Source organism: Bacillus nitratireducens, assembly GCF_036320425.1.
Lineage (GTDB): Bacteria > Bacillota > Bacilli > Bacillales > Bacillaceae_G > Bacillus_A > Bacillus_A nitratireducens.
In genome coordinates, this window is sequence record NZ_JAUMJO010000004.1 from 353,387 (window position 1) to 373,913 (window position 20,527).

The following is a 20,527-nucleotide window of genomic DNA, read 5'->3' on the forward strand; positions in this document are numbered from 1 at the left end:
GAAGAGTAGTTAAGAAAGAATACGTACAGAGAGCTCTGGTAGCTGAGAAAGAGCGGTATACATCTTAATGAAAAAAGACTTGGAGCTGCGCAAGGAACTAATTTATTTAGGGATGGTGCGACGGGTTCTCCCGTTATAGAGATAGGGTATAAGCATATTTTGCCGTACCTGAAAAGGTTAATATGGTGACGTATTAACAAACTGAGGTGGTACCACGAAGCTAATAACTCTCGTCCTCAAGATGAATAATCTTGGGGGTGGGAGTTTTTTTGTTGTATAAAACTGAAAATGTGAAAATACAATTGAGGTGAGTGGCATATGCATTGGGCGTATGAAGTAGCACATGAATTAATTAGAAAACATCCAAACAAAGAAACTTTTGTTTGTGCAGCTGGAATTAGTCCATCTGGTTCTGTTCATATTGGGAACTTCCGTGAAATAGTAACGACTTATTTCGTTGTAAGGGCTCTGCAAGATTTAGGGAAAAAGACTCGTTTTATCTTTTCATGGGATGATTATGACAGGTTTAGAAAAGTTCCTAAAAATATTGATCCATCTTTTGAAAAATATATTGGTATGCCATACTGTGATATTCCTGATCCGTATGGGTGTCATAACTCGTACGCAGAGCATTTTGAAAAAGAGTTTGAGAAATCGCTCCAAACATTTGGGATTGAAGTGGAATTCATATATCAACATGCTGAATATAGAAGCGGAAGGTATAACGAAAACATATTAGAGTCTATGTATAAAAGAAAAGAAATATATGATATTTTAATGGGTTTTAAAACAGGAATACACAGAGAAGAAGATAGAGAAAACTTTTATCCCGTTACGTTATATTGTGAGAGCTGCGGGAAAGATGCAACAACTATTACACATTTTGATGAAGTATTAAAAACAGTTCTGTATGACTGTGAATGTGGAAATCAAAATAAATTATCAGTATTAAATACAAATCAAATGAAACTGAATTGGAAAATCGATTGGCCGATGAGATGGATGATAGAGGATGTTATTTTCGAACCGGGCGGAAGAGATCATTCATCGGAAACAGGTAGTTATAATGTATCAAAAGAAATTGCAAGGAAAATATTCAATTGTGAAGCCCCTCAATACGTTGCTTATGATTTCATTGGAATTAAAGGGCATCATGAAAAAATGTCCAGTTCTTCAGGGAATAGTATTACACCTAGCGACTTATTAAAAGTGTATGTACCAGAAGTAATTCTTTTTATGTTTGCAAAATATAAGCCTGATGCAGCATTTCATATTGGACTTGATGAAGATGTGATTCGCAATTATACAGAGTATGAGAGATTGAAGGATAGTTATGAAAATAAAACAATCAAAAATGAAGATTTATTTGATGCAATTAAACTTTCTATACTTGATAGCCGATTTAAAGAATATCCAAAGTTTAATCAAGTAGCAGGAACTTTACCGTTATTAAATTTTGATTCATCTATTTTACAAAATATATTAGAGAAAATAGATAGGAGCTATGCATTACCTGAAATGATAGCGATAAGTAATCGTGCTGAGTATTGGATAAGAAACTTGCAATCTAAAAAATTAATTGCGGTAAATAAAGAGAAAAATACGGAGTTTTATAACACATTGGATGAAAGGCAGAAAAAATGGCTAGTAGAAGTTTGTAAAATACTTCGTTCTAATAACGATCATTCTAAACTAATGGAGCAATTGTATACGATTTGTCATCATGAAAATAAAAAAATAATGAAAGAAAATCAAAAACAATTATTTACCATTATTTATAGGCTCGTTATGAATCAATCAAGTGGTCCACGTATACCGTTATTAATACATGTGGTAGGCACCAGAAGATTCATCACATTATTAGATTTCTAAACTACAGTAAAAACAACGCAAGTACTCAAAAAAATAAGTACTTGCGTTGTTTAAGTTTAGTTATCTTGAATACATTTTCGGACATTCATCACCACGTGGTTCATAAAAACAATGGCTTTTAAATTGTCCTGCAAACGGCTGGTTATACCATTCAGGCGGACAAGCTCCAACTGGACGGAAATACCAAAGAGCCCATCGTGCTGGCCAGCGCCATTCACCTTGTAAAACTTTTCTTGCGATTTCTTTTTCTGATTCACGGGCACGTTGATAAAAGTAACCGTATTGAACTGCTTCGAATCCGCCAGGGCTTTGATATACTGCATCACGCACAGATCGAAGCTCTTTAAAATCTAAACAATCACAAAACACACGATTTACGACAACACAGCCAACAAGTTGTTCACCTTGTCGGCCTTCGCCCTCAGCTTCAGCACGGATTAAACGTGCTAATAAATCAACGTCACTTTCGTTGTATGGAATAAGGGGCATTGTAATACCACCTTTCTTAACCTGTTATAGTAAAGAGTGTATGTTTCAAAATGAGCTAAGTGCATTTTTCTTGAAAATAACTACTAATTTTAAAAAGGAGCTTATACAGATAAAAGCTAACTATTATATAGAAGATAAAAACGAAAAAGGAGAGGTACTATGCATCGTATTCATAAAGAACATATCATTTACGCAATGTCACCAGAAAATAATCCATGTATTGAAGTAGAAATTGGGAGCCGTCTTGTATTTGAAACATATGATTGCTTTGAAAATCAAATTGAATCTGAAGATGTTGTGTTTCAAGAGCTAGATTGGAGTCGAATTAATCCAGCGACTGGACCTGTATATATTAAAGACGCAGAACCTGGCGATATTTTAGTCGTAACGATTGAAAAAATTAAAATTGCAGGGCACGGAGTTTTAACGACAGGTGCGAACCTTGGTGTAATGGGTGATAAGTTAAATGAAAATATAGTAAAAATTGTCCCAATACATAATGGACATGTTTCATTTTCAAAAGAACTGCAAATTCCAATTAATCCAATGATTGGTGTGATTGGTACTGCACCGAAAGAAGAGAGTATTTCATGTGGCACACCGCATGATCATGGTGGGAATATGGATTGTAAAGAGATAAAAGAAGGAACAACGTTATTATTACCTGTAAATGTTCCTGGTGCTCTTTTAGCATTAGGTGATTTACACGCTGCGATGGGTGATGGTGAAATTGGTGTTAGTGGAGTAGAGGTTGCTGGTGAGGTAACTGTAACTGTTCAAATTATAAAAGAAAAGAAATGGCCACTACCAATGGCTATCCAAAAAGAAAAAATAATGACGATTGCTTCAGAGGAATTGTTAGATGATGCAGCGAATCGCGCTGTACGTAATATGGTGACATTTTTACATGAAGAATTAGAAATGTCTAAAGCTGATGCAACTCTTTTATTATCAGCAGCAGGTAATTTAAAAGTATGCCAAGTTGTGGATCCACTGAAAACAGCGCGGATGGAACTAGGAAGGGAATATGTGGAGAAGTTAGGGTTTTCTCTAAGTCAATTTCATATTAAATAAAAAAAATAGAAAAAGGATACTTTTGTATAAAAGTATTCTTTTTCTATTTTACGGATTTTGTGAAAAGAGGTAGTATTTATATAAGTATATTTGAGATTGTGGATCAAAAAGGAGTTCAGAAATGGTCAAAATTATGATTGTTGAAGATGATATGAAAATTGCGGAGCTATTATCAACATATGTTGCGAAATACGGTTACCAAGGAATTATTGTAACGGATTTTCAAAATGTGTTAGACATATTTTTAGAAGAACAACCGGAGTTAGTGTTATTAGATATTAATTTACCAAGTTTTGATGGTTACTATTGGTGTCGTCAAATTCGCGGGGTTTCCACATGTCCGATTTTATTTATTTCGGCCCGTGAAGGTACGATGGATCAAGTTATGGCGTTAGAAAATGGTGGCGATGATTTTATTCCGAAGCCGTTTCATTATGAAGTTGTAATGGCGAAAATTCGAAGTCATTTAAGACGTGCTTACGGAGACTATGCACCGAAACTAGAAGAACGAATGGTTGAGCAACAAGGTCTTAGTTTATATCCCGAAAGACTTGTATTAAAACTTAGGAACCAAGAGATTGATATAACGAGAAACGAAGCCATTTTATTAGAGACGCTAATGAAAAACTATCCGCGTGTTGTGAGTAGGGAAGTATTATTAAATAAATTATGGGATAGTGAATCCTATGTTGATGATAATACATTAAGTGTAAATACAACACGTGTGCGTAAAAAGTTAAAAACGTTACAAATTGAAGGAGCAATTGAAACAATTCGTAGTGTTGGGTATAGATTACATATTACTTGGGATAATGGTATGGAAAAATGATAAGGTTATTTATACGTGATCATATACCACTTATTTGTTTTACTGCGATCCAACTACTAGCCATATTCTTAGTTTATTGGTTTGATGGACATAATCATATTTCAACGGCATTATATGCAATGTTTTTAGGTGCTTTTTTTATGGTGAGTTATTTAGTATTTCGTTATTTTACACATCGATCTTTTTATGAACGTTTAGCAAATCCGTTGCAATCTTTGGATGAATCTGTTCAAAAATCTGATTTTGCAGTTTTATCAACTGCGCTTCAAGACTTACTTGAGGTACAATATCGCCATTATCAAAATCAGCTCCAGATACAAGAGAGAAAAAATAATGATCATTTAACCTTTATGAATCAGTGGATTCATCAAATGAAAACACCTTTATCTGTAATAGAATTAATTACACAAGATGAAGTGGATTCGCGTTTTGAAAGTATTAATGAGGAAACGGATCGGTTGAAAAAGGGGTTAGAGATGGCACTGTATGTCGCACGTTTAGAGGCATTTACACAAGATTTTTATGTAGAAAGAGTACAACTACATAAAATAGTGAATGATTCTGTACATGAACATAAACGCTTTTTTATCCGGAATTTCGTATATCCAGAGCTTGAAATTGATAAGGGTATTACTGTAGAAAGTGATGCGAAATGGCTACAATTTTTAATTGGACAAATTATATCGAATGCAATTAAATATTCATCAGGTAGTAGAGAAAAGATTAAAGTGAAAGCTTGTAAGGAAGGTAATACAGTTGTGCTTGAAATTATCGATAATGGCGTAGGGATACCGAAGCAAGATTTACCAAGAGTATTCAAACCCTTCTTTACAGGAGAAAACGGTAGAGATTTTAAAGAATCAACTGGAATGGGGCTCTATCTTGTATATGAAATTACGAAACAATTAGGACATAGTGTAGAAATCCATTCAGAAGTTGGTAAAGGTACCGTTGTACGAATAATATTTTTTAATGTGTAACAAGTGATTCAGGCTAAAGAACTTTGGAGATAAGTTTTTTAGCCTTGTTTTGTACCACTTGGGAATAAAGAATTATTTATCTAAGAGAAGTAAAAGCGAATTGTTTATTATTCGTTTATGGTAGGGGGATTGTAATGGATATTCGTAAAATGAGATATTTCATAACAGTGGCAGAAGAATTAAACTTTAGTCGTGCAGCAGAGCGTCTTATGATGGCACAACCGCCTTTAAGTCAAGAAATTCGTAAATTAGAAGAAGAATTAGGAGTTCAACTTTTTCATCGAACGAAAAGAATGGTTGAACTTACGGATGCTGGAAAAATATTTTTAGAAGGTGCGCGGCAAACATTACTTCAAGTAGATAGAACTATTAAAGAAACACAGCTTGCGGATGAAGGGAAGATAGGACATTTAATAATCGGTTTTGTCGATTCTACAGAAACCGTAATAGAGATATTAAAAAGATTCCGAGAACGTTTTCCTAGAATACAGCTTATATTACGCGAGATGACAACAGACCAGCAAATAAAAGCGCTATATGAAAAACAAATTCATATTGGATTTATTCGTTCCAAGCAGAATAATGAAATATTAGCTTCCGAAGTTTGTTCTGAAGAATGTTTAAAATTAGTTTTGCATCAAGATCATCCTTTAATCTCGTTACCTAACATTTCAATCAAATCATTAGTTGATGAACCATTTATTTTATTTCCTCGTCATTTCGGTACAAACTTTTATGATTTAATTATTAGTTACTTTTGGGAACATGGAGTAAGTTTAAATATTGTTCAAGAGGCGATCCAAATGCAAACGATTGTGAATTTAGTTGCAGCAGGAATGGGGATTTCTGTCGTTCCATCATCGGTGGAAAGTTATAAAAAATCGGGTGTCATGTATAAAGACATTCAAGAAAATACATCGAAAATAAATTTATATGTTGGATGGAGACAAGATGAAAAGTCTGTCGTGTTAGAGAACTTCTTAACAGTTGTTAGAGAGGTTTATGCAACTTCACAATTTGAATTTGAAAAGTAAAAGCCCATCTTGATAGGATGGGCAGTGGGAATTTGGAAAGGGAAACTTCTATTTTTATTTTAAAGTCACTGATGATTCAACCTGTTTTACTTGGATCGTACTCAACGAAACCTTTTAGTATGCTATCAATTTGATCCATAATTTCAGGTTGCAATTTAACACTAGAAGCAATTACGTTTTCTCTTATTTGCTCCGGATTTGATGCGCCAATAATTGCAGATGAAACAGCTGGATTTTGTAGCACCCAAGCAACTGCGAGTTGAGATAAGGTAAGATCATTTTCTTGTGCGATGGGTTTAAGTTCCTGAATAGCAGTGAGTACATCTTCATCCATCCAACGTTGCACGAGTTTGTGGAAAAATGGTTTACCAGCATCTGAATTAGCACGTGATTGAGTGGGTATTGGTTTACCAGGTTGATATTTTCCAGAGAGAATACCTTGTGCGAGGGGGGACCATACAACTTGACCAAGTCCCTCACGTTGACATGTTGGTATCACATCAGTTTCGATTACTCGCCATAACATCGAGTATTGAGGTTGGCTAGCGATGAGTGGAATTTTCATTTCTCGTGCAAGCGCTGCACCGCGGGTAATTTGTTCCGATGTCCACTCACTTACGCCAATATAAAGGACTTTACCTTGTCGTACAAGATCTGAGAAAGCTAACATTGTTTCCTCAAGAGGGGTTGTTGTATCATATCTATGTGCATAATAGACATCGATGTAGTCTGTCTGCAATCGACGTAAAGATGCATTACAATTTTCTAAAATATGCTTTCGTGATAAGCCTCGATCATTTTTTCCGGGTCCAGTCGGATGGCATACTTTTGTACAGAGTTCTATACTTTCTCGGCGTATACCTTTCAAAGATCGGCCAAGTACTTCTTCGGCTATAGTGTCTGAATAAACATCAGCAGTATCGAACGTTGTAATTCCGACATCTAGTGCGGCTTTCACACAGTCATTTGCAGTATCCTCATCTACTTTTCCACCATGGTTTATCCAGTTACCGTATGCAATCTTACTTACTGTTAATCCACTGTTTCCTAGTTTGCTAAATTCCATTGTAGAAGCCCCCTTAAAAATGATATCTTTATTATAAGAATTGAAATGTAATATGTATAATATATGATTAATGATAAATTTATATAAAAATTATATAAGAGGGAGTGCTTAGAAGTTTATTACTAGGGAACTCTAAAGCCAGTAGTACAACAAATGTAATTAATGCTTGTTCAATATGTAGTTAAGAAATGATAAATAGACCAAGAAGAAAGCACTCTTTATAACAGCACATATAATTGCATTTACTCATACAGTATTATCATGGTACAATATGGTTACTAACGACGGAAAGGAATGATGGGTGGACGATGATTAACTAATCTTATTTTTAAATGTTGAAATTAAATAAATTTCAATTTCTAAAAAATAGGATTAGTCTGCCCAATTTCCATACAACGGTATTGCTATTTAAGTTGCGCAATAGCTTATTTGGGTATAAATATTTTTACGACTAATCCTGCCAAATTTATTTGGGAGGATTTTTTTATTCTCCCTTAATGAAAGGGATCGGTATTATGAAAGAACTTTTAAAATTAAATGATGTTTATGTTGAAATAAAGGAAAACACTTTGTTAGAGAAAATGAATGTGACAGTAAGACAAGGGGATGTTATTGGATTAATCGGCAAAAATGGTGCTGGTAAATCAACGTTACTTCAATTAATAAATGGGAAGATTGAACCATCAAAAGGTACTGTTGAATGGATGCAAATGAATATGACAACAGCATATGTTGAACAAGAAAAAGAATCTTTCGTTAGTAAGGATATAATTGCAAAAGAAGCCGAACTTCTTGCGAAATGGAGCGTGCCAACGAACGATTTTCATACTTTAAGTGGTGGTGAAAAGTTGAAAGTTCGACTAGCAAAAGGATTTTCTGAAAATCCTAATGTCTTAATATTAGACGAACCGACAAATCATCTAGATGAGATGAGTACGGAATTTCTCATTAAACAAATCAAAAATATGAAAGGTACAGTTATCGTCGTATCGCATGATCGATACTTTTTAGATGTTGTCGCAACAAGAATATGGTCAATTGAGGATAAGAAATTAATTGACCATAGCGGTAATTATACGAGTTATATGAAAGCACGTGAGCAGAAAAGAATGACGCAGCAGCGTGAATATGAAAAACAACAAAAAAAGATAGAACAAGTAGAAACACATATAAAAGAATTAAGCTCATGGTCACAAAAGGCACATGCGCAATCTACAAAACAAGAAGGAGTGAAAGAGTTTTATCGTGTAAAAGCGAAGCGAATGGATGCGCAAGTGAAGTCAAAACGAAAACGTCTCGAAAAAGAGCTGGAGAAAACGAAAGTGGAATGTGTGAAAGAAGAGTATTCAGTCGAGTTCTCTATTCAGGCGAATAAAAAAGTAGGAAAACGCTTTTTAGAAGTAAAGCAATTAAAAAAAGACTTTCATGGAAAGACATTATTTGAAAACGTTAATTTTACAATCCAACACGGTGAGAAGGTAGCGATTGTTGGACCAAACGGTAGCGGGAAAACAACGTTACTGAGGATGATTATGGGAACAGAAACTGCCGAAGGAGAAGTATGGATTTCACCATCAGCAAACATCGGTTATTTAACACAAGAAGTATTTGATTTACCACTGGATAAATCGCCAGAAGATTTATTTTATAAAGAGACATTTGAAGAAAGAGGAAAAGTCCAAAATTTAATGAAACATTTAGGATTCCAAGCTACTCAATGGACAGAGCCGATTCGATATATGAGTATGGGTGAACGAGTGAAATGTAAGCTAATGGCTTATATTTTAGATGAAAAAGATGTACTTATTTTAGATGAACCGACGAATCATCTTGATCTTCCTTCACGTGAACAACTTGAAAATACATTAGCTGAGTATAATGGAACACTCGTTATCGTTTCTCACGATCGATATTTTCTGGAGAAAACAACTAACACGAAACTCGTGTTTTCAAATAATACGATACAAAAGCAGCTAGAGGCACCTATTAAAACAAGAGATGATATTGAAGAGCTACGTTTAACGTTAGAAACAGAGAGACAAGAAGTATTAGGTAAATTAAGTTTTTTAACTTCTAAAGACAAAGAATATAAAGAACTAGATGAACGGTTTATGGAACTTACGAAGCAGATCAAGGCACTTTAGCGTAAGTAAGGAGGGGATTCACATGGGAGAAGAGAGTTTAACTAAGTTATTTAGAATAGATTGTGGAGATATATACCTACAAGAGTTTACGGTCAAAGATGCAGAGAGTATTTATAAAATATCAAATCAACCGGAAATAGAAAAGTTTTTACCCGACTGGAAATCAACGAAAGAACAGAGGACTCATTGGATTATCAATGATGAAATACCAGCAAACAAAGCATTTCTTGATGCAGTGACAAAAACGTCTAACATAGATGATCATATATTAAAGCTAGGAATATTTAAGAAAGCCACAAATGAATTTATTGGATGGTGCTGCACAGGTATGAAAGATGAACTCCCTGCACCGAACAGAGAAATTATGTATGCTGTTTCAAGTGAATATCATAATAATGGTTATGCAACGAAAGCGACAAAAGGGTTGATCGATTATTTGTTTGAAAATACAAATGTAGATGCCCTTAACGCAATTGCTTTAATTAAAAATGTACCATCAAATAAAGTTATTGAAAAATGTGGATTTACTTATATGAGCCAACAGACGATAGAAAAGCAACTATATAATAATTATATATTGAGTAAATCGGAGTGGATAAAAAATATTGCTCTTTAAAAGGAGCGATTATACAATGCAAAAAAGCTTAGAGCTAATACTCTAAGCTTTTTTGCATTTATATAATAAAGATTTGATATACAATTGTATTTTCTACCACTATACAATTATTATAAGATAGTTATGCGTTAATTTTAGTTGGAAAACATTTTCATTATCAGTTTTTTTAGAAATCTTACAAGCGTGTAAGATAAATGAAAGATGAATCAATATGAGCATTAAGACAATTCATTTACACTCTATTGTGAGAAGTGCAAATGAAGGGAGAATAGAAATGGAAATTTTACATGCAAAAAGTATTAGTAAAGTATATAAAGGGAAAGTACCTTTTAAAGCATTGGTAGATATTGATTTATCAATTCAAGAAGGTGAATTTATAGGGATTATGGGACCATCAGGTAGCGGGAAAACTACATTATTAAATATGGTATCTACTATCGATTCTCCGTCCTCAGGAGAAATATTAATAAACGGTACAAATCCTTTCCAGTTATCATCAGAAGATTTAGCTTTATTCCGTAGGAAACAATTAGGGTTTGTTTTTCAATCATTTAATTTACTTAGCACGCTTACAGTGAAGGAAAATATCGTATTGCCGATGACATTAGATGGCGTTTCTGTGCAAGAAATGAACAAACGCGTACAAGAAATCGCAGAGAAATTAAATATTACAGATATATTGAATAAAAGAACGTTTGAAATATCAGGAGGCCAAGCTCAAAGAACAGCAATTGCTCGTGCAATTGTTCATAAGCCACAATTATTACTTGCAGATGAACCAACAGGGAATTTAGATTCTAAATCTTCAAATGATGTAATGGAGATGTTAGATACTCTAAATAAGGAAGAAAAAGCTACGATGATGTTAGTGACTCATGATCCGTATGCAGCGAGTTTTTGCAGCAGAGTTATATTTATAAAAGATGGTCAATTATATAACGAAATTTATTGTGGTGAAAGTAGGCAAGCATTTTATCAAAAGATTATGGATGTCCTTTCTTTGTTAGGAGGGAAAAGGCATGACTTTTCGTCAGTTCGCATTTAATAATATTTTTCGCAATAAGCGTATATATGCAGCTCACTTTTTAAGCAGTGCATTTTCAATTATGATTTTCTTTACGTACGCTCTTTTATTATTTCATCCTGATTTACAAGGTGAGTTACAGTCGACGAGTGCAACAATAAGTGCATTTGGTACATTAGGATTTAAAGTTTCGCAAGGTTTGATTTTTGTATTTTCATTTTTCTTTATTTTATATTCAGTGAGTTCGTTTTTAAAAACGCGTAAGAAAGAATTTGGCATTTTAATGATGCAAGGTATGTCTATGAGACAGCTTAAAAAGTTATTGTTAATTGAAAATATGTTAATTGGACTTGGCTCAATTTGTATTGGGATTCTTATCGGCCTCGTATTTTCTAAACTAGTTTTATTAATAAGCGCCAGTGTATTAATGATTAGTAACGGTTTACCTTTTTATATACCAGTACAGGCTGTATTATTAACAGTTATCACGTTTCTTTTCTTATTTTTAATCGTTTCATTAATTACATTTAAAACGGTTAAAGTAACAGAACTTGTTGAACTTATGCAAGCAGGTGAAAAGCCAAAGCCTGAACCGAAATCGTCAATTTTATTATCACTTTTTTCTTTATTTAGTATAGGATACGGTTATATTTTAGTATTTCGCTTTATCTCAAATTATAGTTTTATTACGCTCGGAATGGGTGTGCTTTTAGTAATTATAGGCACGTACTTTTTATATACACAGTGTAGCGTATATATATTGCACCTTGCTAAAAGGAGTGAATCTTTCTTTTTAAAAAGAACCAACATATTAACGTTTTCAGAATTAATATACCGTATGAAAGATAATGCAACGATGTTTTTTATTGTATCTATTATTTCAGCGGTTGCTTTTACAGCAATTGGCACGACAGCTGCTCTTGGAAATAAAGATTTGGTAAGGATGACAAACCCATATACATTTCTATATATAGGGCCTGAAAAAGACAAAATGGTGGACGAACATCTTTCTATTATAAAAAAACACCTTTCTGATGCTAATATTCCATATCGAATGGCTTCATCTTCATATATATATACAGAAAGTAGCGTATATGTAATGAAGTTAAGTGAATATAACGATCTTGCGAGAGCACTCGGTTATCAACAAGAAACGATTGAAAAAGAAGATGAAATTTTACTAATACCTGGAATGGTATCGCAGAAACAAGAATTTAAAAATGGTGACTATAAAAAGAATATTGAAATCATTCAAGGAGATTGGACAAAGACATTTCGTGTTAAAAAAGCTCTAGAAAATTTAGTTTTACCACATGATTCTAGTAGTATTTATATTGCTGTTCAAGATCATATATATGATGGAATTCCTTTTAATGTTAATCAGAATGATATAGTTGTTAAAGATCGTACTTACGGATTTGTTGTAGATGACTGGTTGAAAACGAAAGAGATCTCAAATCAATTAAATAGTATATTTAGTGAAGATGTTAAAGAAAGAGACTTCCATTTTCAAGCTCTAACATTAGATTTGTTACGTGCAAAACAAACGAATGGGTTATTACTTATGGCAAGTGTTTTAGTTGGAATCGTCTTCTTTACATTTGCTGCCAGTTTTATTTATTTCCGGTTATATACTGATTTGGATCGTGATCAACAGCAATATAAAATGATTTCAAAAATGGGATTAAGTAAACGAGAGTTAAAAAAAGTTGTAACGAGGCAGTTAGTATTAATGTTTTTCTTACCGATTGTTGTTGCAGTGATTCATACTGTAGTTGCTTATACCGCATTACAACAATTAGTCGATTTTTCTATTTTAAATAGCTCTATCGTTATTTTAATTTCATTTATATGTATACAGGCTTTATATTTCTTTATAACACGTTGGCGTTATTTACAAAAGCTTTATAAAACTATGGAGCAATAGAGTATATCAGCTTGTAAGATTACACAAAAGTATATAAAAAAGAAATGAATTATGAAAGGAATTGTGATGAAAAAAACATTAACCATTTTTATGTTAATTATAATACTTTTAATAAGCTTTAGTGCTTGCTCTAAAAATGAAAATAGATTTCCAGCAAACGGTGTATTAATTATTGGGGAGGAAAATTATACTTCACCAATTATTAATCGTTATCAGGAGATTACGAAAGAAAATGAAGTGTTTTCTGTGAAAATAGATACATTCGGAATAGGACAAGTATTAATTTTAAATGAATCCACAGCGCAAGCGTTGATTAAAACAAAGGTTTTTCGTAAAAGAGAGAATGGATCCAAATTTAGACCTATAGATACGTTACCTAATTTACCAAAAGAAGGATCGCTTTTGTTTGCAAATGAAGATGGAAAAAATTTGCAAAGTATTGAATTAGAAGGAACGGAGATTGCTGTTAAATACGGTAGTGATGCTTGGATAGGTAACACTCGTAAGTATCCAAACCAATCGTATGTAATTGTAGCAAAAGATAGTGTGTATAAAGAAATAAAAGCAAATGAAACGAAAATGCACCTTCTCCACTTGAAAAAGTCTTTAGGTGATGAAAAACCTAAAATGTCGACAGATAATACATTGATAAATGAAAAATTAAAAGTAGAAAAGTTAATTAAAGATTATATAGGGGAAGCGTCATTCCAGTTTGTAACGATTGGAGAAAAATCTTAAAAAAGAGTTCGAGGTTGATAGAAACTATATCAACCTCGAACTCTTTTTAATACCATTTAAATAACTTACATTACTTCATTTAATCGTGTCTCGCTCGTTTCTTCAATACCATTTGAATGTTGAACCGAACTATCTCGAGTTTCCTTCTCTTTACGAGCCTTTTGTAGCATTTCAAGTATGATCCATAAAGGTACACCTTTGTCTTTTACCATTTTCCATAAGCCTAATTCGCTAAATTTATGATCTCATTGTTTCATTTCTTGTTCAGATGTACGAATATCAAATTTGATTAGATTATTAGATTTCTTATCTTCAAGCTTAGTAGAAGAGATAGTATTATGCTCAAGATTAGATGGGTTATTTTAGAAGGTTGAGATAATGTATGAATGTTTAATCCGATTTGCATGGTTTTCCCCTCTTTTTCAAGCAATGAAATTAGTTTTCTTATGATTGTTTAAATCCATTTGACATGAGGAAACTATATTTAATTATAAATTCAAATAATTGGATTTGCGAGTTTTATTATAAAAAGTAAATGCTTACTTGATTTAATATTTATCAACATTTGTGTATGTTTTCTATATATACAACGTATATAAAATACTTTACATTATGTTTAAGTTGCAAACTAATTGTGTAGATTTTTTTAATAGGAAAATGTAAACGTTTTATTAGGGGGAGAAAGTATGGGGAAGTTATTTTTAAGAGTATGTTTTTTCGCATTTGTGACTGTTTGTTCATTCGCAGCAAAAACAACATACGCTGAAGAGGGACAACAAAATAATTATCCTATCATTTTAGTGAATGGATTTGCTGGATGGGGTAGAGAGGAAATGCTAGGGGTAAAATATTGGGGTGGTGTTAATGATATACAAGAAGATTTAAAAAGAAATGGTTATACAGTACATACTGCAGCTGTTGGGCCAGTTTCTAGTAACTGGGACCGTGCATGTGAATTATATGCACAAATAAACGGTGGAACAGTAGACTACGGCGCGGCGCATGCTGAGAAACATGGACATAATCGTTTTGGTAGAATTTATAGTGGATTTGCACCGAATTGGAGTGAAACAAATAAAGTTCATTTAGTTGGGCATAGCATGGGTGGACAAACGACAAGAACATTAGTGCAGTTATTAAAAGAAGGAAGTTATGGAGAAAAAGATTATGTGAAAAATCATCCGAACACAAAGATATCACCACTATTTGAAGGTGGTAAATCGTATGTTCATAGTGTTACAACTTTAGCAACTCCTCACAACGGTACAACACTCGCGGACGGAAGTCTTCTGTTGCCGTTCGTTAAAGATTTACTCATTACAGCTGCAAGTTTAGGTGGAAACAATAATTTATCATTATATGATTTTAAATTGGATCAATGGGGTATAAAAAAGAATACTGGAGAGTCCTTTTTCCAATATACTGATCGTATTTTAAATAGTTCAATTTGGGAAAATACAAAAGATATAAGTCAATGGGATTTAAGTACTGATGGAGCAAAGGAGTTAAATAATTGGGTAAAGACGCAATCGGATGTATATTACTTATCCTATAGTGGACATGCATCGCAAGCAGCACCTATAACAGGTTTGCATCTACCGCATATAACGATGAATAAAGTGCTAATGGGGAATGCATTCTTCTTAGGCTCTTATGCAAGATATGAAGAAAACCGGCCATTAATAGATACTTCTTGGTGGCAAAACGATGGTGTAGTAAATACAAATTCTATGATTGCACCATCTTCTAATGCTACTGTAAATAATAATGAGTTATTACAGGTTGGAAAATGGAATCATATCGAAACGAAAGCAAATTGGGATCATCTTGATATGGTAGGGCTTAGTGTTTCAGACACGTTAGGTTTTTCTAACATTCAAGAGTTTTATAGAACAATTGCTGGAAAATTATCACGTCTACCGAAATAGGTAATATAAAGCGCTCTCGATGGAATTCGAGGGCGCTTTATATTATATTGAAAGAGGGATTTGGTATAAAAATATGGGGGGATATTATGAAAATTCAAATTGTATTATCAGGATACGGGACAGTAGGAAGAGAGTTTATAAAATTATTAAATGAAAAATATTTATATATAAATGAAACATATGGAATAGATTTAGTGGTAAGTGGCGTATTAGGTAGAAATATTGCAATACATAATGAAGAAGGCTTATCTATTCATCATTTATTAACGTATGGTGGCGGTACTGCAGCAATTGAAAAGTATATAGAACATCACCCGAAAGAACGTGCAACAAATAGCATAAGTGGTAATGTATTAGTAGAATCAACAGTTACAAATCTTAAAGATGGAAATCCGGGAAAGAAATATATAAAACAAGCGATTGAGAAACATATGGATATAGTAGCAATTTCAAAAGGTGCACTTGTTACAAACTGGAGAGAAATAAATGAAGCAGCAAAAATCGCAAATGTACGAATTCGATATAGTGGTGCAACTGCTGCGGCATTACCGACACTAGATATTGGGCAATTTAGTTTAGCTGGTTGCAATATTGAAAAAATAGAGGGAATATTAAACGGAACAACAAATTATATTCTTTCGAAAATGTATGGGGAAGATATTACGTTTGAAGAAGCACTGAAAGAAGCACAACATAAAGGAATTGCTGAGACGAACCCAGCGTTAGATGTAAGTGGTTCAGATAGTGCATGTAAATTGTTACTTTTAACAAACAGTTTAATGGGAGTAGAGTATACACTTACAGATATACATATAAAAGGAATCGAGCACGTTACAAAACAACAAATTCGAAATGCTAAGGAACAACATAAAATTATTAAATTAATAGCATCGGCGCATAAAGATGAGGAAGGCAATGTAAATCTAAATGTTGAACCGTGCGAAATAGATAAAGATCATCCGCTAGCAAAAGTAAATGGGACAGAAAAAGGAATCACGTTCTTTACAGATACAATGGGGCAAGTTACTACAATTGGTGGAGCTTCTAAGCCAAGAGGGGCAGCCGCATCAGCTTTGAAAGATGTAATCAATTTATATCGAAAGGATTTATAGGTTTTATAACCGTACCGCTATTAATAAAAAACACATATGTAGTGGACCTTTTGAAAATGAAATAAATATGCAAAAATGATTGCAGGGGGTAAGGATTTGTTTAAAGATTTTAAAGTTGTGAAAGATCGTCCTGTTTATATTCAACTGAAAGATTATTTAAAAAAGATGATTATGAAGGGACATTTGCTAGGGAACCAAAAAATCCCATCAACAAGGGAACTGAGTGAATTACTATCTGTGAGCAGAAATACAGTACTCGCTGCTTATGCGGATTTAGAGCAAGAAGGACTCATTTATGCAGTTAAAGGAAAAGGAAATTTTGTTGCGAAGGTTGATATTTCTAACACTTCGTCTGTTGAAATAGATTGGAAAAATAAACTCAATACAGTTACCGCATTAGCGGATGAATTAGATTTAATGAAACATGGTGTTCGCTGGGAAAAAGGAATGATTGCTTTTAATAGTATAGCACCGGATGAAAAGCTATTTGATGTTGAAAATTTCAAAAGAGCTTTTCTTACTCGCATGTCCATTGAAGGGGATATCGTACTGAACTACGGATATGCAAAAGGTTATAGACCGTTAATGAATTATTTACTTCATTACATGGAAATGAAAGGCGTAGATATTTCGAACAAAGATATTTTAATTACAAATGGATTTACAGAAGGATTAGATATTGTATTATCTTCGTTATCGAAAAAATCAGGGCGTGTTATTTGTGAAAATCCAACTCATCATGCTGCATTGAAGCTATTTCGCTTACATGGACTTGAAGTTCATGGAATTAATATGAATGATGATGGTATTGATACGAATGAAGTAGAAAAAAGTTTGCGTGAAAAGGATTTTGATTTCGCATATTTAATCCCTTCTTATCATAATCCAACGGGTATTGTTACGAGTTCGGAGAAAAGAACGGAATTGATGAGATTATTTTCAAAATATAAGATTCCTATTATAGAGGATGGATTTAATGAGGAATTACGTTATTCGGGTTCACATTTAGCGCCATTATTAACTTTTGCTGGGGCTGGTAATAATGTGATTTATATTAGTAGCTTTTCAAAGGTACTTTTCCCTGGTTTACGTGTAGGTTGGATCATTGCAGATAAAGAGCTCATTCATTATTTAGAAAGTGTAAAAAGAGCAAGAACCATTCACACATCAACGTTAGATCAAGCTGTTCTGTTTCAATATTTACATGAAGGATATTTTGAAAAGTATTTAAAAAAAGCAAGATCAGTTTATAAGAAAAAATATGAGTTAGCTGTTGAGGCGTGTAATCAGTACATTCCGTTTAAAAGAATGACTGGAGATGGTGGACTTCATTTGTTTATAGAGTTGGAAGAAAAAATTCAAGCCCGCGTACTTTTACAAAAGTGTTATGAGAAAGGAGTTACGTTTTCTCCTGGAGATGTTTTTTACTCTGATGGAGGAGGAACGAACACATTCCGATTAGGATTTTCACGTTTGAAAGAAAAGGAAATTGTTAGCGGGATTCAAATAATTGGTGAAATATTAAAAAATGAAACTTGGAGTTGAGAAAATGAGAATTGGCGTTATTATGGGAGGAGTCTCCTCTGAAAAACAAGTATCAATTATGACTGGGAATGAAATGATTACACATTTAGATAAGAGTAAGTATGAAATAGTTCCAATTACGTTAAATGAAAAAATGGATTTAATTGAAAAAGCGAAAGACATTGATTTTGCATTGCTAGCATTACACGGAAAGTACGGAGAAGATGGTACAGTTCAAGGAACGCTAGAGAGTTTAGGTATTCCTTATAGCGGTAGCAATATGTTATCAAGCGGTATATGTATGGACAAAAATATTTCGAAAAAGATTTTGCGTTATGAAGGAGTAGAAACACCAGATTGGATTGAACTCACAAAAATGGAAGATCTAAAGCTTGAAGAGTTAGATAAGATAGGATTTCCGTTAGTGGTAAAACCTAACTCTGGTGGCTCAAGTGTGGGAGTTAAGATCGTCAATGATAAAAATGAATTAATCTCAATGCTGGAAACAGTATTTGAATGGGATTCTGAGGTAGTAATTGAGAAGTATATAAAAGGTGACGAGATTACATGTTCAATTTTTGATGGTAAACAGTTACCTATCATTTCAATTCAACATGCAGCTGAGTTTTTTGACTACAATGCAAAATACGATGATGTTAGTACAATTGAAGAAGTTCTTGAACTTCCAGCTGAAATTAAAGAACGTGTAAACAAAGCGTCAATAGCTTGTTATAAAGCATTAAAATGTAGTGTTTATGCAAGGGTTGATATGATGGTGAAGGATGGAATTCCATATGTAATGGAGGTTAATACATTACCAGGGATGACACAATCAAGTTTACTACCAAAAAGTGCAGATGCGGCTGGAATTAATTATAGTAAACTATTAGATATGATAATTGAAACTTCATTAAAAGTAAGGAAAGAAGAAGGTTTTTAAGATATTTGTAGAATTAAAACTTTTGATAGTTCTACGAAGTATGCTATGATAATTACAATACGACAACTAAATATTTATCCACTAGGGGGGCCTTTATAGGCTGAGATCAAATTTAATTTTGAGACTCTTAGTACCTGATCTGGTTAATGCCAGCGTAGGGAAGTGGGAAAGACGTTGCTATTTATTGAATAAATACTGTCAATTTCACTTTCTTTACGCCTGTAAAGAAAGTTTTTTTATTTTACAGCTTTAATAAATGGGATAAATACTTATATTTTATAAATTATTGGAGGGATTTAAATGACTTTTTCACAATCATTACGTAAAGAAGTAGATTCAATTTGGGAAGCAAGTTTTAATCATCCATTTGTAAAAAAACTAGGAGAAGGAACGCTAGATTTAGCTAGTTTCCGTTATTATGTGCTTCAAGATTCATATTATTTAAGTCATTTTGCTAGAGTACAAACGTTAGGTGCTGCAAAGGCTCTTGAATTAGAAACGACAGCACGCATGGCGCATCATGCACAAAATACATATGAAGCTGAGTTATCATTGCATGAGAATTTCGCGAAGAAATTAGGGATTACGAAAGAAGAAAAAGATAATTTTATTCCTGCGCCAACTGCATATGCATATACATCTCATATGTATCGTGCAGCTTATGAAGGGCATTTAGGAGATATTATTGCAGCTATTTTACCTTGTTATTGGTTATATTATGAAATCGGTGAACGATTAAAAGAATGTCAACCAGAAGAGCCGATTTATCAAGAATGGATTTCTGCATATGGATCGGATTGGTTCCGTACGCTAGTAGAAGAGCAAATCACACGATTAGATACGATCGCTGAAAAAGTAACAGAGGCAGACCGTAATCGTATGAGACAACATTTTATTTTTAGTAGTCAATATGAATATTCATTTTGGGAAATGGCATATACACTAGAAAAATGGCCGGTGAATGAAAGAGTTAAAGGTCTTATTAAATAAAGAGTATAGAAAGGGTATCGCTATATAAAGAGGCGATACCTTTTCTTATATTTAATTTATGTAAATTTTTTGTAAATTATAGATATAAAACCGAATAATCTTTTATAATGATTTTATAATATAAGAAGTGACATAAGGGGGTAGTTATATGTTAATGGTAACTTTTTATTAATTTAGTTTTTTGTAATTTATTATTATAATAATTTAATTTAATTATTCCCCGAAATATGCTTCGTTTAA

At 33.2% G+C, this 20,527-nt stretch carries 17 protein-coding genes, 1 pseudogene, 1 riboswitch and 1 other annotated feature (1 of these 20 only partly in view); of the genes and pseudogenes, 15 read left to right on the plus strand and 3 right to left on the minus strand.

Annotation, left to right across the window (positions count from 1 at the left end; genetic code table 11):
- Positions 1-241: a binding site (T-box leader), on the plus strand; it begins 16 nt to the left of the window's first position.
- Positions 242-318: 77 nt separating this feature from the next.
- A complete protein-coding gene (lysS, locus tag Q3V31_RS17430; RefSeq protein WP_090813505.1) occupies positions 319-1,872 on the plus strand; it encodes a lysine--tRNA ligase in 1,554 nt (517 codons plus the stop codon).
- A gap of 60 nt (positions 1,873-1,932) precedes the next feature.
- Here the strand turns inward: lysS and Q3V31_RS17435 are convergent, their stop codons facing one another.
- Complete coding sequence (locus tag Q3V31_RS17435) at positions 1,933-2,361, minus strand: cell wall hydrolase (protein WP_001128405.1); 429 nt, start codon at positions 2,359-2,361, stop codon at positions 1,933-1,935.
- Between the two features lie 159 nt (positions 2,362-2,520).
- On the opposite strand from Q3V31_RS17435, the gene Q3V31_RS17440 reads away from it, so the two are divergent.
- The 4 genes from Q3V31_RS17440 to Q3V31_RS17455 all read left to right on the plus strand — a co-directional run bounded on the left by Q3V31_RS17440 (position 2,521) and on the right by Q3V31_RS17455 (position 6,278).
- Positions 2,521-3,435, plus strand: a complete 915-nt coding sequence (locus Q3V31_RS17440; protein WP_000554749.1) for an acetamidase/formamidase family protein — start codon at positions 2,521-2,523, stop codon at positions 3,433-3,435.
- A gap of 121 nt (positions 3,436-3,556) precedes the next feature.
- Positions 3,557-4,264, plus strand: a complete 708-nt coding sequence (locus Q3V31_RS17445) for a response regulator transcription factor (RefSeq protein WP_090813504.1) — start codon at positions 3,557-3,559, stop codon at positions 4,262-4,264.
- Positions 4,261-5,244 carry a sensor histidine kinase gene (locus tag Q3V31_RS17450; RefSeq protein WP_033656954.1) on the plus strand — a complete coding sequence of 328 codons (984 nt, stop codon included), beginning with the start codon at positions 4,261-4,263 and terminating at the stop codon, positions 5,242-5,244. Before Q3V31_RS17445 ends, Q3V31_RS17450 begins: the two co-directional genes overlap by 4 nt.
- A 134-nt stretch (positions 5,245-5,378) precedes the next feature.
- Entirely contained in the window at positions 5,379-6,278 is a 900-nt protein-coding gene (locus tag Q3V31_RS17455) for a LysR substrate-binding domain-containing protein (RefSeq protein WP_329765673.1), read from the plus strand.
- 76 nt (positions 6,279-6,354) lie between these two features.
- Here the strand turns inward: Q3V31_RS17455 and Q3V31_RS17460 are convergent, their stop codons facing one another.
- Complete coding sequence (locus Q3V31_RS17460; RefSeq protein ID WP_090813502.1) at positions 6,355-7,344, minus strand: aldo/keto reductase family protein; 990 nt, start codon at positions 7,342-7,344, stop codon at positions 6,355-6,357.
- A gap of 515 nt (positions 7,345-7,859) precedes the next feature.
- Between Q3V31_RS17460 and abc-f the strand changes: the two genes are divergently transcribed.
- The 5 genes from abc-f to Q3V31_RS17485 all read left to right on the plus strand — a co-directional run bounded on the left by abc-f (position 7,860) and on the right by Q3V31_RS17485 (position 13,793).
- A complete protein-coding gene (gene abc-f, locus Q3V31_RS17465; RefSeq protein WP_090813649.1) occupies positions 7,860-9,488 on the plus strand; it encodes a ribosomal protection-like ABC-F family protein in 1,629 nt (542 codons plus the stop codon).
- 22 nt (positions 9,489-9,510) lie between these two features.
- Positions 9,511-10,104, plus strand: a complete 594-nt coding sequence (locus tag Q3V31_RS17470) for a GNAT family N-acetyltransferase (RefSeq protein ID WP_090813501.1) — start codon at positions 9,511-9,513, stop codon at positions 10,102-10,104.
- A 274-nt stretch (positions 10,105-10,378) separates the two neighbouring features.
- The gene (locus Q3V31_RS17475; protein ID WP_000404268.1) at positions 10,379-11,149 is read left to right on the plus strand and encodes an ABC transporter ATP-binding protein; all 771 of its coding nucleotides are present in this window, start codon (positions 10,379-10,381) and stop codon (positions 11,147-11,149) included.
- Complete coding sequence (locus Q3V31_RS17480; protein WP_329765674.1) at positions 11,124-13,055, plus strand: ABC transporter permease; 1,932 nt, start codon at positions 11,124-11,126, stop codon at positions 13,053-13,055. The genes Q3V31_RS17475 and Q3V31_RS17480 overlap by 26 nt, the downstream gene beginning before the upstream one ends.
- 66 nt (positions 13,056-13,121) lie before the next feature.
- Positions 13,122-13,793 carry a lipoprotein BA_5634 family protein gene (locus Q3V31_RS17485; RefSeq protein ID WP_329765675.1) on the plus strand — a complete coding sequence of 224 codons (672 nt, stop codon included), beginning with the start codon at positions 13,122-13,124 and terminating at the stop codon, positions 13,791-13,793.
- 65 nt (positions 13,794-13,858) lie between these two features.
- Here Q3V31_RS17485 and Q3V31_RS17490 read toward each other — a convergent pair.
- Positions 13,859-14,199, minus strand: a pseudogene (locus tag Q3V31_RS17490) (DUF3914 domain-containing protein).
- A 280-nt stretch (positions 14,200-14,479) separates the two neighbouring features.
- On the opposite strand from Q3V31_RS17490, the gene Q3V31_RS17495 reads away from it, so the two are divergent.
- From Q3V31_RS17495 to tenA, 5 genes are all read left to right on the plus strand, one after another.
- Positions 14,480-15,721, plus strand: coding sequence for an esterase/lipase family protein (locus tag Q3V31_RS17495; RefSeq protein WP_000517092.1), 1,242 nt, complete (start codon positions 14,480-14,482; stop codon positions 15,719-15,721).
- 86 nt (positions 15,722-15,807) lie between these two features.
- Positions 15,808-16,833 carry a homoserine dehydrogenase gene (locus Q3V31_RS17500; RefSeq protein WP_329765676.1) on the plus strand — a complete coding sequence of 342 codons (1,026 nt, stop codon included), beginning with the start codon at positions 15,808-15,810 and terminating at the stop codon, positions 16,831-16,833.
- Positions 16,834-16,929: 96 nt separating this feature from the next.
- On the plus strand, positions 16,930-18,378 hold the full coding sequence (gene pdxR / locus Q3V31_RS17505; protein ID WP_000471635.1) for a MocR-like pyridoxine biosynthesis transcription factor PdxR: 1,449 nt from the start codon (positions 16,930-16,932) through the stop codon (positions 18,376-18,378).
- 4 nt (positions 18,379-18,382) lie between these two features.
- The gene (locus Q3V31_RS17510) at positions 18,383-19,297 is read left to right on the plus strand and encodes a D-alanine--D-alanine ligase (RefSeq protein WP_329765677.1); all 915 of its coding nucleotides are present in this window, start codon (positions 18,383-18,385) and stop codon (positions 19,295-19,297) included.
- 73 nt (positions 19,298-19,370) lie between these two features.
- Positions 19,371-19,475: riboswitch (TPP riboswitch) on the plus strand.
- A gap of 122 nt (positions 19,476-19,597) precedes the next feature.
- A complete protein-coding gene (gene tenA / locus Q3V31_RS17515) occupies positions 19,598-20,287 on the plus strand; it encodes a thiaminase II (protein ID WP_000144511.1) in 690 nt (229 codons plus the stop codon).
- Positions 20,288-20,527: the final 240 nt, after the last annotated feature.

Coding starts and splice junctions, on each gene's coding strand:
- lysS (WP_090813505.1), top strand. CDS start 319: ATGCATTGGGCGTATGAAGTAGCACATGAATTAATTAGAAAACATCCA.
- Q3V31_RS17435 (WP_001128405.1), bottom strand. CDS start 2,361: ATGCCCCTTATTCCATACAACGAAAGTGACGTTGATTTATTAGCACGT.
- Q3V31_RS17440 (WP_000554749.1), top strand. CDS start 2,521: ATGCATCGTATTCATAAAGAACATATCATTTACGCAATGTCACCAGAA.
- Q3V31_RS17445 (WP_090813504.1), top strand. CDS start 3,557: ATGGTCAAAATTATGATTGTTGAAGATGATATGAAAATTGCGGAGCTA.
- Q3V31_RS17450 (WP_033656954.1), top strand. CDS start 4,261: ATGATAAGGTTATTTATACGTGATCATATACCACTTATTTGTTTTACT.
- Q3V31_RS17455 (WP_329765673.1), top strand. CDS start 5,379: ATGGATATTCGTAAAATGAGATATTTCATAACAGTGGCAGAAGAATTA.
- Q3V31_RS17460 (WP_090813502.1), bottom strand. CDS start 7,344: ATGGAATTTAGCAAACTAGGAAACAGTGGATTAACAGTAAGTAAGATT.
- abc-f (WP_090813649.1), top strand. CDS start 7,860: ATGAAAGAACTTTTAAAATTAAATGATGTTTATGTTGAAATAAAGGAA.
- Q3V31_RS17470 (WP_090813501.1), top strand. CDS start 9,511: ATGGGAGAAGAGAGTTTAACTAAGTTATTTAGAATAGATTGTGGAGAT.
- Q3V31_RS17475 (WP_000404268.1), top strand. CDS start 10,379: ATGGAAATTTTACATGCAAAAAGTATTAGTAAAGTATATAAAGGGAAA.
- Q3V31_RS17480 (WP_329765674.1), top strand. CDS start 11,124: ATGACTTTTCGTCAGTTCGCATTTAATAATATTTTTCGCAATAAGCGT.
- Q3V31_RS17485 (WP_329765675.1), top strand. CDS start 13,122: ATGAAAAAAACATTAACCATTTTTATGTTAATTATAATACTTTTAATA.
- Q3V31_RS17495 (WP_000517092.1), top strand. CDS start 14,480: ATGGGGAAGTTATTTTTAAGAGTATGTTTTTTCGCATTTGTGACTGTT.
- Q3V31_RS17500 (WP_329765676.1), top strand. CDS start 15,808: ATGAAAATTCAAATTGTATTATCAGGATACGGGACAGTAGGAAGAGAG.
- Q3V31_RS17510 (WP_329765677.1), top strand. CDS start 18,383: ATGAGAATTGGCGTTATTATGGGAGGAGTCTCCTCTGAAAAACAAGTA.
- tenA (WP_000144511.1), top strand. CDS start 19,598: ATGACTTTTTCACAATCATTACGTAAAGAAGTAGATTCAATTTGGGAA.